Raw genomic sequence first — 24,205 nt, forward strand, 5'->3', positions numbered from 1 at the left:
AGCTGTCGAATCGTGAGCAACTTCGAACAGTGCAAATAGGTTCAGGATGACCCCTACCACGGCGAAAACATCTCCTGTCCTGAGCAGAGCGTGTTGTAAGCAGCGTTAGATAAGGCGAGTTCGCTATGTCATCACGGCGAAAGCATCGCTGGTGGGCAGAGCGAACTGTTAGCATCTTACTCTGCTCTAAACAAGACTGAGCAGATTTAGACAACTGTTGCCACGGCGAAAAATATCGTCTGCTCTATGCAGAGCAAAGTTTCATAAGAACAGTCAAAATGTTCATATTTTATCTATAAAAGAACAGTTATACCCTTTTGAGAGCATATAAAAGCCCCTGAGGGATGGGCCCTAGGGAGACTTCGTTTTAATATAGATGTTACTTATAGTATAGGTTAATGTGACTTAAATTGCAAGTAAAATGCTATATGACTAGGATTTGTTCTGATTTCCTCATTTTTCCGCCCAAAATCTGTTCATTTTTCACAAACTTATCTAAAACATTCGGAAATTTCCCTTAACCGTAGCGGAAAGTTGTTTTATTCTCCTATTTATAATAGACTATCACTAACATTAGATGAAAAGGTGATTCTATGACTATAAACCAACTGCTTCAAAAGCTGGAGTCTACCAGCCCCATTCTCCAAGCGAACTTTGGAATCGAGCGTGAGAGTCTGCGTGTCGATAGGCAAGGACAGCTGGCGCATACGCCTCACCCATCCTGTCTGGGAGCTCGTAGTTTCCACCCCTATATTCAGACTGACTTTTGTGAGTTTCAAATGGAGCTCATTACGCCAGTTGCCAAATCCACCACTGAGGCTCGTCGTCTTCTAGGAGCTATTACCGATGTAGCCGGACGTTCGATTTCTCAAGACGAGGTTCTCTGGCCCCTCTCAATGCCACCTCGCATCAAAGCTCAAGAGATTCAAGTTGCCCAACTGGAAAATGAATTCGAACGCCATTATCGCAACTACTTGGCTGAAAAATACGGAACTAAACTACAAGCTATCTCAGGTATCCACTATAATATGGAACTGGGTAAAGATTTGGTTGAGGCCCTGTTCCAAGAAAGTAATCAGACCGATATGATTGCCTTCAAGAATGCCCTCTATCTTAAGTTGGCTCAAAACTACTTGCGCTACCGTTGGGTGATTACCTATCTTTTTGGGGCTGCACCTATTGCTGAGCAAGGCTTCTTCGACCAAGAAGTTCCAGAACCTGTGCGTTCCTTCCGTAACAGTGACCACGGCTATGTCAATAAGGAAGAAATTCAAGTATCCTTTGATAATCTTGAAGACTACGTCTCCGATATCGAAACCTATATTGCCAATGGTGATTTGATTGCCGAGAAGGAATTTTATTCAGCTGTTCGTTTCCGTGGCCAAAAGGCTAATCGTTCCTTCCTGGACAAGGGAATTACCTATCTGGAATTCCGTAACTTCGACCTCAATCCCTTTGAGCGTATCGGTATTAGCCAGACTACTATGGACACTGTACACTTGCTCATTTTAGCCTTCCTTTGGCTTGATAGCCCTGAAAATGTCGATCAAGTTCTAGCTCAAGGTCACGCACTAAATGAGAAAATTGCTCTTTCTCATCCGCTAGAACCACTACCTGATCAAGCTATGGCCGAAACTAAGGATATTATTAAAGCCCTAGACCAATTGGTTCAACACTTTGGACTTGGTGACTATCATCAAGATTTGGTTAAGCAAGTCAAGGCAACCTTTGCGGATCCAAAACAGACGCTCTCTGCTCAACTCTTACCTTATATCAAAGACAAGTCCCTAGCTGACTTTGCTTTGAACAAGGCGCTGGCCTATCAGGACTATGATTGGACCGCTCATTATGCCCTCAAGGGCTACGAAGAGATGGAGCTCTCTACACAGATGTTGCTTTTTGATGCTATCCAAAAGGGAATCAATTTCGACATTTTGGATGAACAGGACCAATTCCTCAAACTCTGGCACAAAGACCATGTCGAATACGTCAAGAACGGTAATATGACTTCAAAAGACAACTACGTGGTCCCTCTTGCCATGGCCAATAAAACTGTGACTAAGAAGATTCTGGCAAATGCTGGCTTTCCAGTTCCTGCTGGTGACGAATTTACCAGCCTTGAGCAAGGGCTTGCCTATTACCCTCTAATCAAGAACAAACAAATCGTTGTCAAACCAAAATCAACCAACTTTGGTTTGGGAATCTCCATTTTCCAAGAACCTGCCAGTCTTGAAAACTATCAAAAAGCCCTTGAAATTGCCTTCGCAGAAGATACCGCAGTCCTGGTTGAAGAATTTATCCCTGGTACTGAATACCGCTTCTTCATCTTGGACGGGCATTGTGAAGCTGTCCTCCTTCGTGTTGCTGCAAATGTCGTTGGGGATGGCAAACACACTATCCGTGAATTGGTTGCTCAGAAAAATGTCAATCCATTGCGTGGCCACGACCACCGCTCACCGCTTGAAATCATTGCCTTAGGAGACATCGAACAACTAATGTTGGCCCAACAAGGCTACACACCTGACGATGTCCTTCCTGATGGGAAAAAGGTTAACCTACGCCGTAACTCTAACATCTCTACAGGTGGCGACTCTATTGATGTCACTGAGACTATGGATTCCTCTTACCAAGAATTGGCCGCAGCCATGGCAACTAGCATGGGAGCCTGGGCTTGTGGGGTTGATCTGATAATTCCAGATGAAACCCAAATTGCCAGCAAGGAAAATCCTCATTGCACCTGCATTGAGCTTAACTTTAACCCTTCTATGTATATGCACACCTATTGTGCTGAAGGACCGGGTCAAGCTATCACTCCAAAAATCCTGGACAAGCTTTTCCCAGAATTAGTAGCCCTTAAACATCAAAACTAAACTGTCATAAAGCAAAGCACCTTTATCAACATGTGATAAAGGCGCTTTTTCTATGCAAGTACTAGTCACCTGTCTCCTCTTTGGGATGAGCTTCCAAGTACTGAATATTTTGGATATAGACGTCTTGAGCCTGTTCAAAGGCCGCCTGATTGGCATAGGGGTAGTCAATGTAAAATAAGTCCTGCCAGCCGTTAAGTTTTTGACTATTGTAAAAGCCTTGAATCTTAGTAGGAAGGAAATCCTTGTTATAACTAATGCGCAACTTGAGTAAAGTCTTGTCCTGAAACTGCGAAATAATACTGTTAGAGGTTTCTTGATTCTTAAGATCAGACCAAACCCTATCCAAGCAGATGTCCTGGGTATAGTGGTCGGCTTTAATGCGAGCCTTATCCACAGGGAGCTTTTGAGTAGCCCCTAAGAGGTAGGACAACTCCCCTTGAAAATAATCCTCAATCGTCAAATCACCAAGACTAGACCCATACAAGATACCATCCTTAATGGCAATGTTTGATCCAAAGAGTCTTTGATTAGCAACATCAAAGGACATTCCCTCATCCTGTCCATAAAGTTTGATGGCGTAGGCATCTCTGACCCGATAGAAATTTTTAGATACGAGAGCCTTATCAAGGGTTTCCGTTTGCTTGGCTTCCTCCTTGACCTTGGAACTTGTAGGTTTCTTGGTAAAAGCTGTCAAAACCATCAAGCACAAAAGTAGAACGAATATGATCCAGATAGGCATTGTATACCTGAAGGCGGTCTTCAGCTTTAATGTGTCTCCATGTTTCAAGATCTTTCAAGCCTCCTTTTTTAACAATATCGGCATAGTTTCCACCGTTTAGCACATTCCTCGGATTTTTCCACTTCTTAACCATTTTCCGTCTGATGGCATTATCAGTAGGATGATGAACATCCAGATACGTGTGGCTGTTATTGAGGTAAGCCGGTAAATCGGCATTGAGGCCCTTAGACAGACCATAGTTAGCCGAGTCTGTATCGGCAATATCAGCCCCATCCTCTATCTTATAATGCTTAGGATTAGAGTCGATGCTACCATCTTTCTTTTTCTTGTAAACATTCCATTCGGATACAAATTTTCCTGTATCCATATTGACAATGAATTCAATAAAACGGGCATTACTAACACCGTAGGGCCCCATAATACTGGTCTGAGGCAACTGAATTTTCATATTATGCGGATAGGTGAAATCACCTAAAGTTCGATTATGAAAGGAAGCACCTGTGGTGTAATCCAGATTAATCTTCTTGTCCTTGCTATAGGCCAAAAGCTTATCCAAATCCGTCTTGCCCTTGTAGTTGGTCCTAACATAGTCCATAGACTGCTTATCAATCCAAGATCTGAATAGATGGAGCTTGATGCCTAACTCATCCACACCCAAGCCCTGATCCGTCTGATAGGTTTCCATGATAGCTTCACGGAAGTAGCTATAAAAAGGACTGGTTGGCTCAAGTTGTTTGGAAAATTTATAACCCGACTTCCCAAGTTGGAGAAACTGGTACTTATCCACATAAACCTGCATATGGTTCATAACCAAATTAAGCTTGTCATGGTTAGGTAATTGAGAAGCTTGAAAAAAGGCTGCATAAGTATCAGAACCAACTTCCTTACTTTCTTGATCAATGTCATTCAAGATGTTGTCAAAGTGGTTCAGAGAAGTCTTTTTCATTTTACTTCTTACCTGAGCCACATAGGCCGGCTTAATCGCCTGATCCCAGTGGTCACGGGCTATAATCGCATCGGCTTTTTGCGAAATCACAGCCAAGCGTTTCTGATAGGCCTCATCTGTCAAGGCTAGCTTCAGAGCATCCGACGGCGTCGCTTGAACTACTGACAAATCACCATAAGCATCCGACTTTAGGACAAGATTGACCTGTTTATCATAGGAATGATTGATATGGAGGGATAGACGAATCTCTCCACCCTCCTTACGCACCGACATCGGATTAATTTGATAAGATTGGATGACCCCAGCCTGACTCAGAGCCAGTCTGTCTAAATTTTCCAAAGAAGCCTGATAAATGTAGGAAATTTCTGGGTCTTTGACCCTCTTGACCAGATATTGATTTCGACGACGGTCGAAAACCACAAGACCAAGTATAAGGATTACAGCCAAGGCACTTGCCAAATACTGTAAAATTGCTTTCTTCATAGTACTTCCATTATATCATAGGACAGCAAATTATCCTGAAAATAGATGAAAAGCAGGTCGTATCTAACCTGCTTCCCTGCCTTATAAATCACTCAAGTGACGATGTTTAATCTTAAAGTCAAAATAAGCATTTTCCTGAAGTTTTTGGAAAATCTCTCTGTAAGCTTCTTCATCAAAGTGATCTCCACGATAGAGAATCTCAAAACTCAAGCCCTCATATTCCAGAAAGGCATTTGACGTCTTGAAACCATTACGCTTGTAGAAATCCCAACGATCCGCACGTTGCTCTGGATTATCATTAGGCTCATCCAAACGCTCCACCTCTAAAACCATGGATCGTGTTGACCCATAAAACTCCACTAATTTATCAATGATTTCACTACCATAGCCATGACTCCTCATTTGAGGAACAATAGCAAAAAAGCTAACATAAAAAACCTTAGCATTATAGAGAACTGAGGCAAAGCCAATAAAATCATCTTCGTCATAAAAGGCAAAGAAATGATAATCCTCACGACCATCCAGTTGTAAGAACTCACTCAATGGAATACGTTCTTCCTCTGGAAAGGCCTCATTATTCAAACGCTCCACCCTATCTAAATCTGGAAACTCCTTGGTAATTAATTGGCTACGTAAAGCCATAACATTTCCCCCTTTTCTGATGCCTATATCTATAGGCCATTATATCATCTTAGCGAACAGTTGCAAACTTCAAGTAAGGATGACTAAAAGATTCCGAAGACTTCAGAAACAGCTAGCATCGAAAAATGTTGCGTCTACACTACAAAAAAGATAAAATTGATGTATAAACGCAACAAAAGGGGGGATGGTATGTCAAATAAAGAAAGAATGCTGCACCATCTTGCACATCATAATGGCATCATTACTTATAAAGACTGTAAAACTCTTGGCATACCCACTGTCTATCTAACTAGGTTAGAACAGGAAGGAACTATTTTTCGAGTTGAAAAAGGAATTTATCTAGATGCTAACGGGGACTATGACGACTATTACTTTTTTCAATATAGATTTTCAAAGGCTATCTACTCTTACACATCTGCATTATATCTATTAGGCGTTACTGACGAGATTCCTCAATATTTTGAGGTAACTGTACCTAGAGGTTATCGCTTTAACACCCCACCTTCCAATCTCCTAATCCATACGACAACTAAGAATTTTATCGAGATTGGAGTCACACGCATTAAAACTCCAATGGGAAACTACGTTCAGGCTTATGACCTAGAGCGAACTATTTGCGATTTAATTATTAACCGAAATCACATTGATACAGAACTTTTTGTGAAAACACTTCAGAGTTTTGCTAAAAATCCGAATAAGAATATAGGTAAACTTTATGACTATGCTACTAAAATGCAGGCCATAAAAGATATCAAGCAAACTCTGGAGGTTCTTATGTGAACAAAGCAACATTAACCCTACTCTGCCACAAAATCTCTAAGCAAACTGGCTTAACCTTTAACTCCGTGATGACCTATTATTTTCTTGAAATGATTTTAAAAAAGTTAAGCCAGAGTTCATACTCAAGAAACTATATCTTTAAAGGAGGCTTTCTTCTCTCGAATGTCATTGGCGTTGAATCACGTAGTACTGTCGATATTGACTTTCTATTCCAGAACATCACACTATCATTTGAAAATGTTGAGAAGCAACTCAAGGATATTCTTGCGATTCCAATAGAGGGTATCAACTTTACGCTCCAATCTATAGTTTCTATTAAAGAAAGTGACCTTTACAGTGGGTACCGGGCCAGCATTCTTTGCCAGCTAGAAAACATCAAACAAATGGTTCATTTAGATATCGCAACAGGGGATATTGTAACGCCACACCCTATTCATTACGACTATAAATCTCTTTTTGAAGATGACCACTTCCCAATCATTGCTTATCCCATTGAAACCATTATTGCTGAAAAGCTACAAACGATATACTCTAGAAACTTTTTGAATAGCCGTAGCAAAGACTTTTATGACATTTATATTCTTTCAAAATTGAAGAGGGAAGAAATTGACACCTTACAGCTCCAATTAGCCATAAAAAGAACATTTGCATTTCGTGGTACCACATTTGATTACAATAAAAATATTGAACTTCTTAAATCATTTAAAAATGATGAAACCCAAAACCAACAATGGCAAAACTACGCAAGAAAATACAGTTATACTAATGGCATCTCATTTAAAGAAGTTCTTGATGAAATAATCATGTTGTTAACTCAGCTTCCTTTTAGTAGGGACTGATAAAGTCATTTGATTGGTTTTATTCACAATATATACAAAGTTATTTTTTCAGAATGAAACCTAGAAACCTACATATATTGAGACTTTGTCTGCAATCAAAAACAACGACCATTTCTAGCCGTTGTTTTTTTGATGTATTAGCTTTCGCTTATTTTTTCAATTCCCAAATTTCTTTAGCGTATTCTGTGATAGTATCATCAGAAGTAAATTTATGAGATTTAGCAATATTAGCCAAGCTCATGCGTGCCCACTTGTCATGGTCACGATAAAGCGCATCGATTTTCTCTTGAGCTTCTACATAAGCTGCGAAGTCTTCCAAGAGGAAGTACTCATCGTTATGTGTGATAAGCGCTTCATAGATTTCAGTACCTTCTGATTGAGCATTTGGAATAGTACCATTGACAAAAGTATCAACAACACGACGAATCACAGGGTTATTTTCATAAACTGCACGAGAATAATAATCGTGACGAGCATAGTGTTCGTAAACTTCGTCTTTGTTCATACCGAAGATGACAACATTTTCATCACCAACTTCGTCTTTGATTTCAATGTTGGCACCGTCAAGTGTTGCCAAAGTAATGGCACCGGTCATCATGAATTTCATGTTTGATGTACCAGATGCTTCTTTAGAAGCCAATGAGATTTGTTCAGAGACATCAGCTGCTGGGATAATAATTTCAGCCAAGCTTACACGGTAGTTTTCAAGGAAAACAACCTTAAGTTTGCCTTGGAGGCTTTCATCATTATTGACAAGGTTAGCCACTTCATTGATAAGTTTGATAACTGATTTAGCGAAGTGATATCCAGGAGCAGCTTTAGCACCAAAGATGAAGACACGTGGTACCATGTCTTTATCTGGATTATCTTTAAGATCCCAGTAAAGTTTGATAATGTGAAGGAGATTAAGCAATTGACGTTTGTAAGCGTGAAGACGTTTAACTTGAACGTCGAAGATAGCATCTGTAGATACTTCAATGCCTGTACTTTCCTTGATGTAGTCTGCCAAACGTTGTTTAGCTGCTGTCTTAACTTGATAGAATTGGTTCAAGACTGCTTTATCATCCAAGTAAGTTGTCAGATTTTCAAGCTCATGGATGTCTTTACGCCAACCGTTACCAATCACATCATCAATAGCTGCAGAAAGTTCTGGTGCTGCAATTTGTGTCCAACGACGTTGAACAATACCATTAGTCTTGTTATTGAATTTTTCAGGATAAATAGTATAGAAATCGTGGAGAGTATCTTCTTTAAGAAGCTCTGTGTGAAGTTTAGCAACCCCGTTGACTGAGTGACCACCAATGATTGAAAGGTTAGCCATGTGCACTTGGTTGTCTTTCACAATACGTGTGCGTTCGATAACATCCGCAGCAACACCACGTCCAGCCATTTCAGCTACATAACGGTTATCGATTTCCAAAATAATTTGGTAAACACGTGGAAGAACACGTTTGAAGAGTTCTTGATCCCATTTTTCAAGGGCTTCTTGAAGAATAGTGTGGTTAGTGTAACTCATGGTCTTAACAGTGGCATTCCAAGCATCAATCCATGAAAGTCCGTATTCGTCAAGAAGGAGACGCATAAATTCAGCTGGCGCAACCGCTGGGTGAGTATCATTGATATGGACAGAGACTTTTTTATGGATATCTTTCAATGGCAAGCCCATCTTGAGATAAGATTTAATGATTGTTTGGAGACCTGCACTTGTCATGAAGTACTCTTGAACCAAACGCAATTCTTTTCCTTCGACAGTTGAATCATCTGGATAAAGAATAGCTGTGATATTTTTCACACGACGGCGATCTTCCAATGTTCTGTAGTCCAATTCGTATTCTTCAGGAATTTCAACATCCCAAAGACGAAGGTTGTTAATGACGTCGTTTTGGAAACCAATTTGTGGCACATCGTAAGGAACAGCACGAAGAACTTGAGCGTTCTTATAAGTTGGAACAATACGGCCTTCTTCGTTAGCTTCAAGGTAAACATCACCATAAAGTTTAACATTTACAATATCATGGTCTTTACGAGTTTCCCAAACATTTCCTGTTGAACCAAACCAACCATCTGGCAGTTCCACTTGGTAACCATCAACGATACGTTGTTTAAAGAGTCCATAACGGTAACGAAGACCATTACCGAAACCTGGGTAACCAGTAGTCGCAAGTGAATCCATGAAAGCAGCTGCCAAACGACCAAGACCACCATTACCAAGAGCCATGTCATGCTCTGCTTCTACAACTTCACGGAAGTCAATGTCAAGTTCCGCAAAACCTTCTTTAACAACATCAAGAATACCAAGGTTAAGAAGGTTAGTTTCCAACATACGACCTGGAAGAAACTCAATTGAGAAGTAGTAAGCAATCTTTTCTTGTTTTTCTGAAAGTTCATGATTACGTGTAATCCATGTGTTCGTGTAATACTTACGAATCAAACCAGCCAAGGCTGTAAAAATTTCAGTTGGTGTTGCTTTGGCAACCTTGATGAGTTGTTCTTGGTGGAGTGTGTCTTTAAAGTCACGAATAAATTGTTCTGGAGTTAAATTTTCAAGTTGCATAGAAATCCTTTCTTAATTGCCATTATCTCAAATGCAATTTAAAGCAGTAAATCACAAGACATCCCCTAAATAGGACATCCTATTTCGAGAGTTACCATAATTAATGGCACAGACGAAAGGGGAAATCTTTTTCTGATAAAACACCAATCATAGACAGCAGAGAGGACTAAGATCACATTGCCCCTTTTAAAGGCGTTATTAGATAAGACCTATCATCCCAATCACAAAGTAATATGAGGAGAATGTCATCACTTATTTTTAGGAGAATATCTCTTCGTATTCTAGTATGTTCAAGCAGACTACATACTAGTTATGTAGATTATACCACATCAAAGCAAATCCTTGTAGGTTAAAAAATGAACTTTGTGAAGAAGTTCTAGAACTTCATTCGCCTTTACAAGACATTCCCTGTCATGGTTAAAATGTGAGTAATCTTTCTCATGACACGAAATAATTTTTCTCAAATTGAGAAAAGTTATCATCGTTTTAAACTAATTGCTTATATAAATCAACATATGCCAAGCTTGCAGTATCCCATGAGAAGTCACGAGTCATTGCATTATCTTGCAATTTTCTCCAAGCCTTAGGATCATCTTCATAAAGATCAAGCGCTTTTTCAAGGGTTTGTACCATCCAGTAACCAGAGAAGTTACCAAATGAGAAACCTGTACCCTCACCAGTAACAGCGTTGTAGGGTTCAACCGTATCGCGCAAGCCACCGACTTCGCTAACTACTGGCAAAGTACCGTAACGCATAGACATCATTTGAGAAAGTCCACATGGTTCAAAAGCAGAAGGCATTAGGAAAATGTCACAGCCTGCATAAATTTGTTGTGCCAATTCAAGGTTAAATGTGATATTGGCTGACATTTTTTGAGGATAGGCTTGTCCAAACCAAGAGAAAGAATGTTCATAATCGCCATAACCTGTTCCCAAAAGAACAACCTGAACATCATGTTGCAAAATGTTATGCAATTCATTAACAACCAAGTCAAATCCTTTTTGGTCAGTCAAACGTGAAACCATACCAATCAAAGGGACGTCTTTGCGTACCGGCAAGCCAACACGTTCTTGAAGGGCAGCTTTATCTTTGGCCTTACCAGACAAATCTTTAACGGAAAAATGATAAGGAATATGAGTATCTGTTTCTGGGTCAAGGAGGTCTGTATCGATACCATTAACAATACCAGATAACTTACCTGATTCCATACGCATAATTTGGTCTAGGCCTTTACCAAATTCAGGTGTTTTAATTTCTTCTGCATATGATGGTGAAACAGTTGTTACACGATCGGCATAAAGCACAGCAGCTTTCATCCAGTTGAGACAGTTGTTCCAACGAAGTGTTCCATCTTCATAACGTTCATAGCCCACGCCGAAAAGATCGCCCAACATGCCACTATCAAATTGACCTTGGAATTCAATATTATGAATGGTAAAGACAGTCCTGATATTTTTATAGGCTTTAATCCAGTGGTATTTTTCCTTAAGCAAGAAAGGAATCATGGCTGTGTGGTAATCATGCACATGAAGAACATCTGGAATGAAGTCAATTTTTCCATTAACTCCAAGGCTGCCAATTGGAAATAAGCAAAACGTTCGCCGTCATCCCATTCACCATAAACTGTTCCACGATTGAAGTATTGTTCGTTATCCACGAAGTAGAAGTCAACACCTTCATGGGTGGTTTTCTTCATGCCAACATATTGCCAACGCCATCCCAATTTCGTGTAGAAGTAGCCTAAATCTTCCATTTGATCACCAAATTTTGCGGCAATCATATTGTAGTAAGGAAGAATAACAGCAACTTCATTTCCATCTTTAACTAATGATTTAGGAAGAGCACCGATTACATCACCAAGACCACCTGTTTTAGCAAAAGGTGCACCTTCAGCTGCTACAAATAAAACTTTCATCGTACAATATCCTCTGTTACAACGCTTCCTTTTGTAATAACAACAGGGTTGTTTTCAGTTCCTCGAATGGTTACACCATCAGCAATTGTAACACCTTTATCAACGATAGCGTAATCAACAGTTGCATTTTTACCAATTTCAACACGAGGGAAAACAACAGAGTGCGTCACACTAGAACCTTCTTGCAAGTCTACATTACGAGACACTACTGAATCTTCAACATGACCACGTACAATAGAACCAGATGCAAACTGAGAACGTTTAACATCAGAACTATTTGAGTAGTAAGTTGGCTCTTCGTTTTTCACTTTTGTATACACTTTTTGATTTGGAGCAAAGAGTGAATAGAATTTTTGAGTATCCAACATATCCAAGTTAGCGTCAAAGTAAGATTTTACAGAATGGATATTTGAAAGATAGCCAGTATATTCATAGGCGAATCCACCCTCAGCAGCTACCAAATCACGAAGAACATAGCGTAGTTTACGAGGTTCTTCCTTAGCAGCTTCTTCTTCCAATTTTTCAATCAAGTAAGGAGTGTCAACTACAAAGATATCTGTTGACATGTTATAAATTTCTTTACCATTGTCTTGGAAGAGTTCATGCGAAACAATCTTATCAGTTTCATCGATTTCAAACACACTGTTAACTGATGAAATCTGTTCTTTTGGCAATTTCTTATAAACTACTGTAATTTTTTGGTCTGTAGTATTATGAAGGTGGAAAACTTGATTAAGGTCAATGTTAACCAATACATCACTGTTAAGTGCTACAGTCTGATCTGATCCTGAACGTTTCAAATAAGTCAAAATTTGACGGTAGTATTCCTCATCAACAGTTGAGCTTTCAACAGGAGTATTGTAAATACCAAGGTAGTAGTGACTCAAGAGAGTAGACAAGCCCCACTCACGACCAGAACGAATGTGGTCAAAAACTGAGCTAATGTTTTCGTTTTGGAAGATACCAAAGACGCTACGAATACCAGCATTAGCCAAATTAGAGAGAGGGAAGTCGATGAGGCGATATTTTCCACCAAATGGTAGGCTGGCAATAGGACGGTGTGCCGTCAAACCATCCATGTCATGATACCCTACGGTATTTCCTAGAATTGCAGAATATTTATCAATCTTCATCTTTTGGTACCCCCACTACTTCATTGTATCCTACGACTTGCACTTCTTCTGTTCCGTCAATTTCAACGCCTTCAGAAATGTGTGCTCCTTCACCGATAATGGCACGTTTAATTTTTGCACCTTTAGCAATGACTGCACCACTCATGATTACTGAATCTTCAACCACAGCACCTTCACGAATTTGAGCATTGGTTGAAAGGACAGAATGTTTAACTGTTCCATCAACTAATGAACCGTCGACTACAAGGGAATCCTCAACATGGGCATGTTCACCAAAGAAGTTTGGTGGAGCAATCATGTTACGTGAGTAAATCTTCCATTGGCGGTTACGGCTATCCAAAGCATTTTCTGGTGAAATGTATTCCATATTTGCTTCCCAAAGGGATTCGATAGTACCGACATCTTTCCAATAACCTGAAAATTCATAGGCATAAACGCTTTCCCCAGTTTCCAAGTAAGCAGGAATAACATGTTTACCAAAGTCTGACATTTCAATGCCACCTTTTTCTGCTGATACCAACATGTTGCGTAGACGTTTCCAGTCAAAGATGTAAATACCCATTGATGCTTTCGTAGATTTTGGATGTTCTGGTTTTTCTTCAAATTCTACAATGCGATTATTTGCATCAGTATTCATGATACCAAAGCGACTTGCTTCTTTAAGTGGTACATCTAATACAGCTACCGTAAGACTAGCATTATGATCCTTATGTGATTCTAGCATTTCATCATAGTCCATTTTGTAGATATGGTCACCAGACAAGATAAGGACATACTCAGGATTAATAGTGTCGATATAATCAATGTTTTGGTAGATGGCATGGCTAGTTCCTTCAAACCATCGGTTTCCTTCACTTGCAGAATATGGTTGAAGAATTGAAACACCAGAATTTACACCATCCAAGCCCCAACTTGAACCATTACCAATATGGCTGTTCAAAGCCAATGGTTGGTACTGAGTAATAACACCAACATTGTTAATGCCAGAGTTGGCACAGTTAGACAAACCGAAGTCAATGATACGGTAGCGACCACCAAATTGTACCGCAGGTTTGGCAATGCTTTGGGTCAATTTCCCAAGACGAGTTCCTTGCCCACCGGCAAGAATCAAAGCCAACATTTCATTTTTCATGTAAATTCCTCCAATTAGTTTTAGCCTCTAATCGTTTGAAGAGAAAGACGGCGATGGATAAGACTCCTTATTAACGTTTTTCTTTCACGAAGTTGAGTATGACAAATTATAAATATAAAGCTATTGTTACGTTCCACGATAATAGCAAAACTAAATCGTTACTAAAAATGTTATTTTAGACGACGTTTCACACGCCAGATACTTGCACCAAGTGCAGGCAAAGTGAAGGTAAGGGTATTTTCATAATCCTTCCACTTAGATTTTTTCGTCTTCGTATTAGGATTTCCTTCTTTCCAAACACCACCAAATTCTTCCATTTCAGTGTTAAGAACTTCTTGGTAGATACCCGCTACTGGTAATCCAATGGTGAAGTTTCTACGCTCTACTGGTGCCAAGTTGAAGACACATACCAAGAACTCACCCTTTTCACTCCAACGAATGAATGACAGAACACTTTCAGCACGGTTATCAGCATCAATGATTTCCAAACCGCTGTACGAATCATCTATCTGCCACAATGCTCGATGGTCTTTATAGAAACCATTAGCAAAGCTAGTAAATTCTTGCATTTGTTGGTTCAATTTATCTTCAAGGTTCACCCATTCCAATTGGTAGTCATACTTCCATTCTAGGAATTGGCCAAATTCAGAACCCATGAACAACAACTTTTTACCTGGGTGGCAAAGCTGATAAGTATAGAGATTACGTAGGCCGGCAAATTGATTGTAGCGATCGCCCCACATCTTATGCATCATGCTCTTTTTACCGTGTACTACTTCGTCATGTGAGAATGGTAAGACATAATGCTCATTGAAACAGTACATGAAGCTGAAGGTCATAAGATTGAAATCATACTGACGATAAACTGGATCTTCTTCGTAGAACTTAAGAATATCATTCATCCAACCCATGTTCCATTTGAAGTCGAAGCCTAAACCGCCTTCTTCAATAGGCTGAGTAATGGGTGTTGCTGCCGTTGATTCTTCAGCAATCATCATAACACCTGGATGACGTTCTTTAACGACTCGGTTCAATTTTTGTAGGAAGCCATAGCCTTCTAAGTTTCGATTTCCACCTTCCCTATTTGGTAGCCATGGACCTTCATCGTAGTCCAAATAGAGCATATTAGATACAGCATCTACACGGATACCATCGATATGATAATTTTCAATCCAATAAAGTGCACTTGAGATAAGGAAAGACTGTACTTGATTTTTCCTAAATCAAAATTCAAGGCTCCCCAACGATAATTGTGGGCACGGTCATGATCTTGATACTCAAATGTTGGCGTTCCATCAAAGTATGCCAAGGCATCATCGTTTTGAGTAAAATGCCCTGGAACCCAGTCTACCAGAACACCAATGTTATTTTGGTGACAAGCTTCAACGAAGTCTTGGAGTTCTTCTGGTGTACCATAGGTGTGTTCAAAAGCGAAATACCCCATCAGTTGATAACCCCAACTCATTCCTAGAGGGTGAGCCATCAAAGGAAGAAACTCAACATGTGTGTATTTCATCTCAACCAAGTATGGAATCAACTCTTCTTTGAGTTCTTTAAAGGTGTATGGTTGACCGTCTTCTTTTAACTTCCAAGAAGAGGCGTGAACTTCATAAATATTAACGGGACGTTTTTGAAAACCTAAACGCTTACGACGGCCCATCCAAAGGCCATCTTTCCATTTTTTGTCAACTTTTTTACGAATCACAGCTCCTGTTCCTGGTCTAGGTTCCAAGTAAGTGGCAAAAGGATCCATTTTTTCGACCACTTGACCACCCTTGCGCTTAACCAAAACTTATAAAGCTGACCTTCTTCTGGGAGGTCTGACGTTACCTCCCAAACACCAATATGATTTTTAACCATGTCTAAGGGTTCGTCAAACCATCCTGTAAAGTCACCAATCACCTGAACATTTTCAGCATGGGGTGCCCAGACACGGAAAACATAGCCCTCTTCACTACCATCTATCTCATGTGAACCTAGATAATTTTGTAAATGGAAATTCTCACCTATTCCAAATGTATACATAGCTTCATCATGTTTCATATCATCTCTCCTTCCTGAAAATTGATAATTCTACTACACTAAAACTTTTCTAGATAATGCGTGAGCTATCAAAGCCTCTATGTAAGCGTTTACTAAATTATATCATATTTTCTATGCTCTGTCAGAAAATATCTAAACTTTTTTTCACATTGTTAAAAACAAATGCTTTATTTAGATGACCAGAAACATGTAATTCCACAATACCTGAGTCATACTCCGCTTTAAATACAAAAAGATTATCATAAATTTCTGCGAAACTATGGTACGAAAATTCAGGACTTGTTTTCTTTCTTTCAATCAACTTAGCAACCTTGGCAATCAAAGTTTTTTAAGCGTAACTTGGTTCCAGTCCACCTGATTAACTTCATCTGGCGCATTATAGCTATTCATAGCACGTTGTTCATCTTCATTGGTAATGGCACCATCAGGTCCAGTTCCCACCATCTTAGTCCGTTGAAACTCCTGACCAAGTTGCATGAAGCACATTCCCTGCATGCTCAGATTTAAAGCATTAGCTAAGTAAATACGATTTTCAATATCTTCTTCAGAATCTTCAGGATGTAAGTGATTCATGAGATCGTTAAGATTATAATTATCATGAGCCTCAATATAATTTAATACTTGTCCTGGCATCAAGTAATTGACAAAGCCACGACTTCCCAAGAGACTCTTAGCAATTTTATCTTCTGTTGGAGCACCTGAAACAAAACCTTTACTGATATGGCCATATACTTCTGCCCCTTTAACGGCATCACGTGAATTGTCATTAAAGAAACCTATACGAGGAAGGAGGGCTGCATTATCCTTCTTAGCCTTTTGTTCACTGGCTAAACCTATTCCCATATCCCATCCTTCACCATAGAGTAAAATACGGGAATCAATAGCATCCATGGCTGAGCGGACAGCATTCATTGTTTCAACATCATGCAATCCCATTAGGTCAAAACGAAAACCATCAACACCAAATTCTTCAACCCAGTAAGTCAAGGAATCAATCATATACTTACGAAACATTTCCTTTTCACTCGCTGTTTCATTTCCACAACCAGAACCATCTTGAAACGAACCATTGTCATGCATACGGTAATAATAAGCCGGTACAGACAATTGGAAGGGTGAACTGTAAGAAGAGTAGGTGTGATTATAAACAACGTCCATAATAACTCCAATACCTGCCTTATGATAGGCCTGAATCATATTCTTCAGTTCTAAGATAGGGGCTAAAGGATTCTTTTGGTCAGCGGCAAACTGGCGATCGGGAACATTATAGTTTTCAGGATCGTATCCCCAGTTGTATAGGATATTGCCCTTTTCGTCATAGGTCTTATGGTGGTCAAAAACAGGTTGCAATTGTATGTAATTGTATCCCATGCCCTTGATGTAATCAAATCCAGTCACATCACCATGAGCATTCTTTGTTCCCTCTTGACAAGCACCGAGGTAGGTTCCTCTGTATTTTTCTTTGACTCCTGAAGTCTTTGACTTAGAGAAGTCACGGATATGCATTTCACAAATGACTGCAGAACAAGGATTTTTTGTTCGCCAGTGGGCATTGGCTTTTGTGACTTTTTGATAGCCCTTTGGAATCATTCGTTCTGGATTAACGACCAGACTCTTTTTGTTATCTAAGCTAAGTGCCAGGCTGTAAGGATCTCGTGTGTCTTGGTAGAATCTTTCTTCATGATACACACGATATTGGTAAGCCACTCCATCTAAGTTTTGTTTGATTTTAGCTGTCCACACACCCTGATTATTTAACTGATGGTGATCCTTGTTGATACTTGTCCCTCTTTTCATTTTAATGATGCGAGGACGTTTTCCATCTTTTCTATAGATGAGGACCTGAACACGATGAGCCAAAGGAGCCCACAAACGAAATTCTGTTTCTTTGGCATGATATTTGTGACCTAACCAGCCTTGAAAGCCCCATTTTTGATCGAATTCTTTCTTACGAATGGCCATGTCAAAGGCATGATGGTCACGTTCAGTAAAGCAACTGCTAGTTAAAGCAGCTGGCTTTGAATAGTAAACTTCAGGATCTCCCTCTACCAACCAAATCTCATTGGGAGCATCCCCCAAAAAACGACGAATATGATAATCATGTGTTTGACTAGACCAGTTCCCGCTTTTTACCAACAAATTTACAGAATCAATAAAACGGGATGCTGGAAATGATACTTCTCCAATTAAGCCAAAGTCATCTTGGCCTGAAAAAAACGCATCCTTTCCCCAGTAGCCATCTAGCCACCTCCACATGCTATATTTTGAATATTCACCGTTCATACTGTGAAAATGAACGATTACCCTGTTGTCCATTTTTCTCCTTTTCTATCTAAGTAATACATACACTCATTATAACACAAAATAAAGGTGAATTTGAAAGCGTTTTTTTCTAAAGTAAGAACTATTCTCCCTACCAATAAAAAAAGGATATGAGAAATCCACTAAACGCAGTTATTTCTCATATCCTTTAGTCATTTTAGAATATTATAGGCTACAGGCCACTTTAAATCATTATTCTTGAGTCATCAAAACCTTACGAGGTTTGGTACCTTCGGCTGGTCCGATAACACCTGCTTCTTCCAATTCTTCCATCAAACGAGTGGCACGGTTGAAACCAACTGATAGACGACGTTGAATCATGGATGCACTTGCTTTTTGCGTTTCCAATACCAAAGCCTTAGCTTCCTCAAAAAGCGGATCGCCTTCTGACCCCCCACCATTGGCAGATGAAGTTCCTCCAAAATCATTTTCAGAAACATCACCAGGGTCGAAGCTCTCATCGTAGTCAGCTGAGGCTTGTTCCTTGATAAAGGTCACAATGCGTTCCACATCATCATCAGAAATGAAAGACCCTTGCAAACGAACGGGATGGTTTTCATCAATAGGTTTGAAAAGCATGTCCCCACGTCCGAGTAATTTTTCAGCTCCATTTTCATCCAAAATGGTACGACTATCTGTTCCAGAAGACACGGCAAAGGCCACACGAGAAGGTACATTGGCCTTAATTAAGCCAGAGATAACATCAACTGATGGACGTTGGGTGGCAAGAATCATGTGGATACCTGCTGCACGCGCCTTTTGTCCCAGACGGATGATAGCATCTTCCACTTCCTTGCTGGCCACCATCATCAAGTCAGCTAACTCATCGACAATAACCACAATCAAAGGCAAAGGAATCTGTTTCTCTTGCGATTGGGCATTCCAGTCTTCAACTTTGGCATTGTAGCCAGCGATGTTACGTACACCAAACTTACTAAAGAGTTCGTAACGATTTTCCATCTCATCCACCACTTTTTGTAGGGCCTTAGCCGCCTTACGTGGGTTGGTCACCACAGGGATGAGAAGATGTGGAATATCGTTGTAAACAGAGAGCTCAACCATCTTAGGATCGACCATGAGGAACTTAACCTGATCTGGGCGAGCCTTCATCAGAATACTTGAGATGATTCCGTTAACCGCAACTGATTTACCAGAACCTGTTGACCCAGCCACTAACAAGTGAGGCATGCGAGCTAAATCAAAGCTACGAGCCGAACCGTCAACCGCCTTACCAAGAGGAACTTCCAAGAGTTTATTAGGATCTGTCTTAGCCTGCTCCCAAAGTTCACGGAAAGACACCGTCGCAATCTCAGAGTTAGGAACTTCGATACCAACCAAAGATTTTCCAGGAATAGGCGCCTCAATACGGACATCTTTTGCGGCAAGAGCCAAAGCCAAGTCATCCGCTAGATTGGATATACGATTGACCCGAACCCCAACAGCAGGTTTGACCTCGTACTTGGTCACAGATGGCCCAATTTCGGCCCGCTCAACCTTGACATCAATGTTGAAACTCTTGAAGGTATCCTCAAGGATACGTATGTTCTTACGAACAATGTTTTTCTCTTTAGACTGACTTTTAGGTTTGTCCGGTGCAAAAAGATCGATAGTAGGGAGTTTGTACTGCAAGAGCTCCTTAGGTGTAAAATCTACCTCAACAGGAGCATCATCGCCCTCAACCACCATAGATGGTGGAAACTCTTCGGTTGGCAAATCTTCTGGATAAGGAGGGACGTTCGCTTGAAAATCCTCATAATCCTCTGGAGGAAAATTGTCATCGTAGACCTCAGAGGCATAATCACTGATTTCTGGTTCGGGAGTATAAATCTCGGCTTCTTTCGGTAATTCCTCTGCTTCGTCCTCTAAAATTTCGCCAGTCTCTTCATCAACGGTCAAATCAGCCAGACGTTCTTCCTCAGCACGTTCTTGCGCTTCACGCTCTTTCTGGGCCTGACGCTCTGCCTTCTTCTCCTGCCGTAGAGCTGTTCGTTCCAAACGCTTTTCAGCACCTCGTTGCCATACTGCTTTAGCATAATCAATGACATCCAAAACATCCCAGGGACTCATAATAAAAGCACCCAAGAAAATGAACAAGCCACCAATCATGAAACTACCAAGATTTGAAAAGAGGAAGTAACTAGGCTTATACAAGAGAGCACCTAACAAACCTCCCCCTGTGAAGCGAGCTACCTGCACACTCACAAATTCCCCAAAAAGCAAATCCATCGTTCCAGGGAAAATATCTAGACCATCCATACGATCTAAGGTAAAGAGATAGGCATGAAACTCTATCAAGAGGCCTACAAAAGCCATCCAAAATCCCGTCACATAATTGCTATGTTTACGCAACCATTTAAACCCAAAAAGATAGACATAGGTGGCAAAAATCAATGGATAAGCCAGACTGCCTACAAACACACGAAAGAAATTGTAGAGTGTTATCCCAAAGAAACCCAATCGAAAGACTGGGAAAATTAAGACAAAGGCAAAAAAGAAGGTCCATAGCATCCGCTTAATCGCCTTCTGTCTGTCTAATTCTGCTTTTGTGGGCCGCTTCTTACTGCTCTTAGAATCCGTCCCCTTTTTTGTTTTTTCGTTCTAGCCATAGCTGTATTATACCACGTTTTTAAACATGAAAAAAGAGAGACAAGTCTCTCTTGAAATTGAAAGCAAAGTCTTCTTTTAAAATTATTCTTCAATCAAAGACGTTGAGTGAACTGGGCGGTTCTTACCATCTGGATTAATATATTGGATAGCTTGGTTAATAGCGATAGGGGCTTCACCCATACCAACAGCAATCAAATCAATTTTACCGTCATATTCTGCTGCATCACCGATAGCGTAAACCCCTTCTTGCGACGTTTCAAACTTAGGATTGACCGCAATACTTGAACGTTTGTAATCGACATTCCAATTGCGAAGATTTTTGTTATTAGTTGAGAAACCAAAGCTGACAATCAGGGAATCTAATGGCAATTCCTCAACCTCGTCTGACTTCACTTTTTGAACCGTCAAACTTTGAACAAAACCATCCGCACCCTTAATTTCAAGCGGTACATAAGGCGTCATCACATTAACTGACGATTGATGAAGTAGCTCAACACTGTGCTCATGGGCACGAAAGGCATCACGACGGTGAATCAAGGTCACACTCTCAGCAATACCATCCAAGTGATTGGCCCAGTCAACGGCTGAATCACCGCCACCAGCAATCACAACCTTCTTGCCAGCAAATTGGTCCAGACTATGCACATTATAGAACAAGTTATTGTCCGCATAATCTTCTTCATTGTCCACACCCAAAGGACGTGGAGCAAAAGCACCATTTCCACAAGCAATGACGACAGCCTTAGACAAGTGTTGACCCTTACTAGTCGTTATCGTGAAGACACCATCCGTCTTCTCAAAGGTTTGTACTTCCTCTTTCAAATGAATATCGACACGGTCTTCAAAACGCTTGAGCTGAATCAAGAGGTTCTCTGTCAATTCCGCACCTGTCGTTTGAGGAAAGGCCGGAATATCGTAGATTTTCTTTTCTGGGTAGAGAATGGCAGGCTGACCACCAAGCTCTGACAAACTCTCAATAATATTAACAGTCATGCCACGTAGGCCAGCATAAAAAGCTGCCCAAAGACCGACTGGTCCACCACCAATAATGGTAATATCGTAAATCTTTTCTTCTGACATTTTATTTTCCTTCTGCTTTTATCTCTTCTAAAATCTGACGTTCTTCGTCTGTAAAATCATAGTTTTCCAAAAGATCTGGTCGACGCTCTAAGGTCTTACGCAGACTTTGCTCCATCCGCCAGCGTCGAATATTGACATGATGTCCTGACAAGAGAACATCAGGTACCTTCATGCCACGAAATTCAGCTGGACGCGTATACTGTGGAAACTCCAAAAGCCCTGATGAAAAACTATCATCCTTATGACTGGCTTCCTTACCCAAAACCTCTGGAATCAAGCGGACAGTCGCATCTACAATGGTCATAGCAGCCAACTCTCCACCTGTTAAGACAAAGTCTCCTAGTGAGATTTCGTCCGTCACTAAGGTTTTGATGCGTTCGTCATAGCCCTCATAGTGGCCACAGATAAAGACCAACTCCTCTTCTTGAGCCAATTCTTCCGCATAGGCCTGGTCAAAGGTACGTCCTGCAGGATCTAAGAGAATGACACGAGGTTTGGTCACCTGTAGTTTATCAAAGGTATCAAAAATTGGCTGAGCACGCAGCAACATGCCTTGTCCGCCACCGTAGGGTTCATCATCCACATGACGAGCCTTCTCTGCATTCTCACGGAAGTTATGATAGTTAATTTCTAAGAGACCTTTTTCCTGGGCCTTGCCTACGATGGAGTGCTCTAAGGGAGCAAACATATCTGGAAATAGCGTCAAGATATCAATCTTCATCGTCTAACCCTTCCATGAGTTCAACCTCAATACGGCCAGCCGCAACATCAACATCGAGAACCACTGGTGGAATATAAGGCAGGAGCAAGTCTTTCTTGCCTTTGCGTTTCACTACCCAAACGTCGTTGGCCCCCGGTTGGAGAATCTCTTTAACCTGACCGATGAGGGTATTCCCTTCATAAACATCAAGACCAATGATTTCATGGTAGTAAAACTCCCCATCATCAAGGTCTGTTAGATTTTCCTCAGCAACTTTGAGGCTGCAGCCCTTATACTTCTCCACATCATTGATATGGTAAAGCCCCTTAAACTTAACAATATCAAAGTTCTTGTGTTTACGGTGACTGGCAACTTCAACATCCATGATGTAGTTATCTTTGTCATCAAAAAGGGCTAGGAGACTCTTCTTCTTAAAACGTTCATCCGCAAAATCCGTTACAGACAAAACACGGAGTTCCCCCTGTAAGCCCTGTGTGTTTACAATCTTTCCAACGTTATAGTATGTCATTTAAATTCCTTATTTATTTTTCTCAATCAAAGTAAGCAGTAACTTAAACTCTTCCTTGCTAGAAAGGTGAAAGACTTCAGTGAATCGCTTGGACATTCTTATTTTAAGGCAAGGCGAACCTATGTCTGTCATCATCACATGAGTCTTTTTAGTCACGTCAGATGCTTCTATTGACTTTAATTTTAGAATAGCATGAATGGTCTTGTTTTGGCCAATTAGCTTCTCTATTCTATCAAAAAGGATACAAAAAACCAGCTTTCTCTAGCTGGTACTAATAGTCCGTACGGGATTCGAACCCGTGTTACCGCCGTGAAAAGGCGGTGTCTTAACCCCTTGACCAACGGACCATAGTTTATCTTTTTACCCTCAGATAAAACTGGGGTAGCTGGATTCGAACCAACGCATGAGGGAGTCAAAGTCCCTTGCCTTACCGCTTGGCTATACCCCAAAAGACTCTTACTATTTTACAGAAAGATAGGATGACTGTCAACACTTTTTAACATTTTTTCACAAAAAAACAACCGGTTAACCGATTGCTTTGAATTAGGGCTCTATAATTTCTGTAGTGGGTAAAACCACCATAGAGATTATAGAGCTTTTTGAATGCAGACAAAAAGTCCCATAAGAACTATAATGAAAAGCAACCAAACCATCATTAGGAAGAACTTATGAGACTTATTAAGAATACCACAGAATTAATCGGAATTAAAGACCCAAACATCATTATTTCTCTTGTTTTTGAAAAAGATACCTACATTGAGGTTCAAGCAACACTCGATTACCCTGCACCACCATGCCCTCACTGCCAAGGAAAGATGATCAAATATGACTTTCAAAAGCCTTCTAAAATTCCTCTCCTTGAACAAGCTGGAACACCTACACTATTACGT

12 protein-coding genes, 2 tRNA genes and 5 pseudogenes are annotated in these 24,205 nt (G+C 40.4%); 4 read left to right on the plus strand and 15 right to left on the minus strand.

The genetic code is table 11. From position 1 onward, the window contains the following. The first annotated feature begins 593 nt into the window (after positions 1-593). A complete protein-coding gene (gene gshAB, locus HSISS2_RS07570; RefSeq protein ID WP_021146174.1) occupies positions 594-2,870 on the plus strand; it encodes a bifunctional glutamate--cysteine ligase GshA/glutathione synthetase GshB in 2,277 nt (758 codons plus the stop codon). 61 nt (positions 2,871-2,931) lie between these two features. On the opposite strand, the gene HSISS2_RS07575 is transcribed toward gshAB, so the two are convergent. From HSISS2_RS07575 to HSISS2_RS07585, 3 genes are all read right to left on the minus strand, one after another. Continuing rightward, complete coding sequence (locus HSISS2_RS07575) at positions 2,932-3,570, minus strand: hypothetical protein (RefSeq protein ID WP_042767093.1); 639 nt, start codon at positions 3,568-3,570, stop codon at positions 2,932-2,934. Continuing rightward, entirely contained in the window at positions 3,494-5,038 is a 1,545-nt protein-coding gene (locus tag HSISS2_RS07580; RefSeq protein WP_021146176.1) for a DUF1310 family protein, read from the minus strand. The genes HSISS2_RS07575 and HSISS2_RS07580 overlap by 77 nt, the downstream gene beginning before the upstream one ends. 81 nt (positions 5,039-5,119) lie before the next feature. Next, complete coding sequence (locus tag HSISS2_RS07585; protein WP_021146177.1) at positions 5,120-5,680, minus strand: GNAT family N-acetyltransferase; 561 nt, start codon at positions 5,678-5,680, stop codon at positions 5,120-5,122. Positions 5,681-5,869: 189 nt separating this feature from the next. Between HSISS2_RS07585 and HSISS2_RS07590 the strand changes: the two genes are divergently transcribed. Further along, positions 5,870-6,460: a type IV toxin-antitoxin system AbiEi family antitoxin domain-containing protein gene (locus HSISS2_RS07590; RefSeq protein WP_021146178.1), complete on the plus strand. Its 591-nt coding sequence runs from the start codon at positions 5,870-5,872 to the stop codon at positions 6,458-6,460. Next, complete coding sequence (locus HSISS2_RS07595; protein ID WP_021146179.1) at positions 6,457-7,299, plus strand: nucleotidyl transferase AbiEii/AbiGii toxin family protein; 843 nt, start codon at positions 6,457-6,459, stop codon at positions 7,297-7,299. The genes HSISS2_RS07590 and HSISS2_RS07595 overlap by 4 nt, the downstream gene beginning before the upstream one ends. Positions 7,300-7,447: 148 nt before the next feature. Here HSISS2_RS07595 and HSISS2_RS07600 read toward each other — a convergent pair whose 3' ends face one another. From HSISS2_RS07600 to HSISS2_RS07655, 12 genes and pseudogenes are all read right to left on the minus strand, one after another. Then, a complete protein-coding gene (locus HSISS2_RS07600; RefSeq protein ID WP_021146180.1) occupies positions 7,448-9,853 on the minus strand; it encodes a glycogen/starch/alpha-glucan phosphorylase in 2,406 nt (801 codons plus the stop codon). Positions 9,854-10,339: 486 nt separating this feature from the next. Continuing rightward, a pseudogene (glgA, locus tag HSISS2_RS07605) lies at positions 10,340-11,769 on the minus strand (glycogen synthase GlgA). Further along, entirely contained in the window at positions 11,766-12,902 is a 1,137-nt protein-coding gene (gene glgD, locus HSISS2_RS07610; RefSeq protein ID WP_021146183.1) for a glucose-1-phosphate adenylyltransferase subunit GlgD, read from the minus strand. The pseudogene glgA and the gene glgD overlap by 4 nt, the downstream one beginning before the upstream one ends. Then, a complete protein-coding gene (locus tag HSISS2_RS07615; RefSeq protein WP_002889363.1) occupies positions 12,892-14,034 on the minus strand; it encodes a glucose-1-phosphate adenylyltransferase in 1,143 nt (380 codons plus the stop codon). The genes glgD and HSISS2_RS07615 overlap by 11 nt, the downstream gene beginning before the upstream one ends. A 170-nt stretch (positions 14,035-14,204) precedes the next feature. Beyond that, a pseudogene (gene glgB / locus HSISS2_RS07620) lies at positions 14,205-16,077 on the minus strand (1,4-alpha-glucan branching protein GlgB). Positions 16,078-16,198: 121 nt separating this feature from the next. Next, positions 16,199-18,333 (minus strand): annotated as a pseudogene (pulA, locus tag HSISS2_RS07625) (type I pullulanase). Between the two features lie 258 nt (positions 18,334-18,591). Further along, a pseudogene (locus tag HSISS2_RS07630) lies at positions 18,592-20,967 on the minus strand (DNA translocase FtsK); the annotation flags it as partial. Between the two features lie 120 nt (positions 20,968-21,087). Then, complete coding sequence (locus HSISS2_RS07635) at positions 21,088-22,086, minus strand: NAD(P)/FAD-dependent oxidoreductase (RefSeq protein WP_021146190.1); 999 nt, start codon at positions 22,084-22,086, stop codon at positions 21,088-21,090. Position 22,087: 1 nt separating this feature from the next. Beyond that, positions 22,088-22,807, minus strand: a complete 720-nt coding sequence (gene trmD / locus HSISS2_RS07640; RefSeq protein WP_021146191.1) for a tRNA (guanosine(37)-N1)-methyltransferase TrmD — start codon at positions 22,805-22,807, stop codon at positions 22,088-22,090. Further along, the gene (gene rimM, locus HSISS2_RS07645) at positions 22,797-23,315 is read right to left on the minus strand and encodes a ribosome maturation factor RimM (protein ID WP_021146192.1); all 519 of its coding nucleotides are present in this window, start codon (positions 23,313-23,315) and stop codon (positions 22,797-22,799) included. Before rimM ends, trmD begins: the two co-directional genes overlap by 11 nt. Positions 23,316-23,590: 275 nt before the next feature. Beyond that, positions 23,591-23,662: transfer RNA gene (locus HSISS2_RS07650), tRNA-Glu, on the minus strand. Between the two features lie 29 nt (positions 23,663-23,691). Continuing rightward, positions 23,692-23,763, minus strand: a tRNA-Gln gene (locus HSISS2_RS07655). 220 nt (positions 23,764-23,983) lie between these two features. Between HSISS2_RS07655 and HSISS2_RS07660 the strand changes: the two are divergent. Next, positions 23,984-24,205: pseudogene (locus tag HSISS2_RS07660) on the plus strand (ISL3 family transposase); the annotation flags it as partial.

The sequence above is a fragment of the Streptococcus sp. HSISS2 genome (assembly GCF_000448665.1).
In the GTDB taxonomy this organism is placed as follows: domain Bacteria; phylum Bacillota; class Bacilli; order Lactobacillales; family Streptococcaceae; genus Streptococcus; species Streptococcus raffinosi.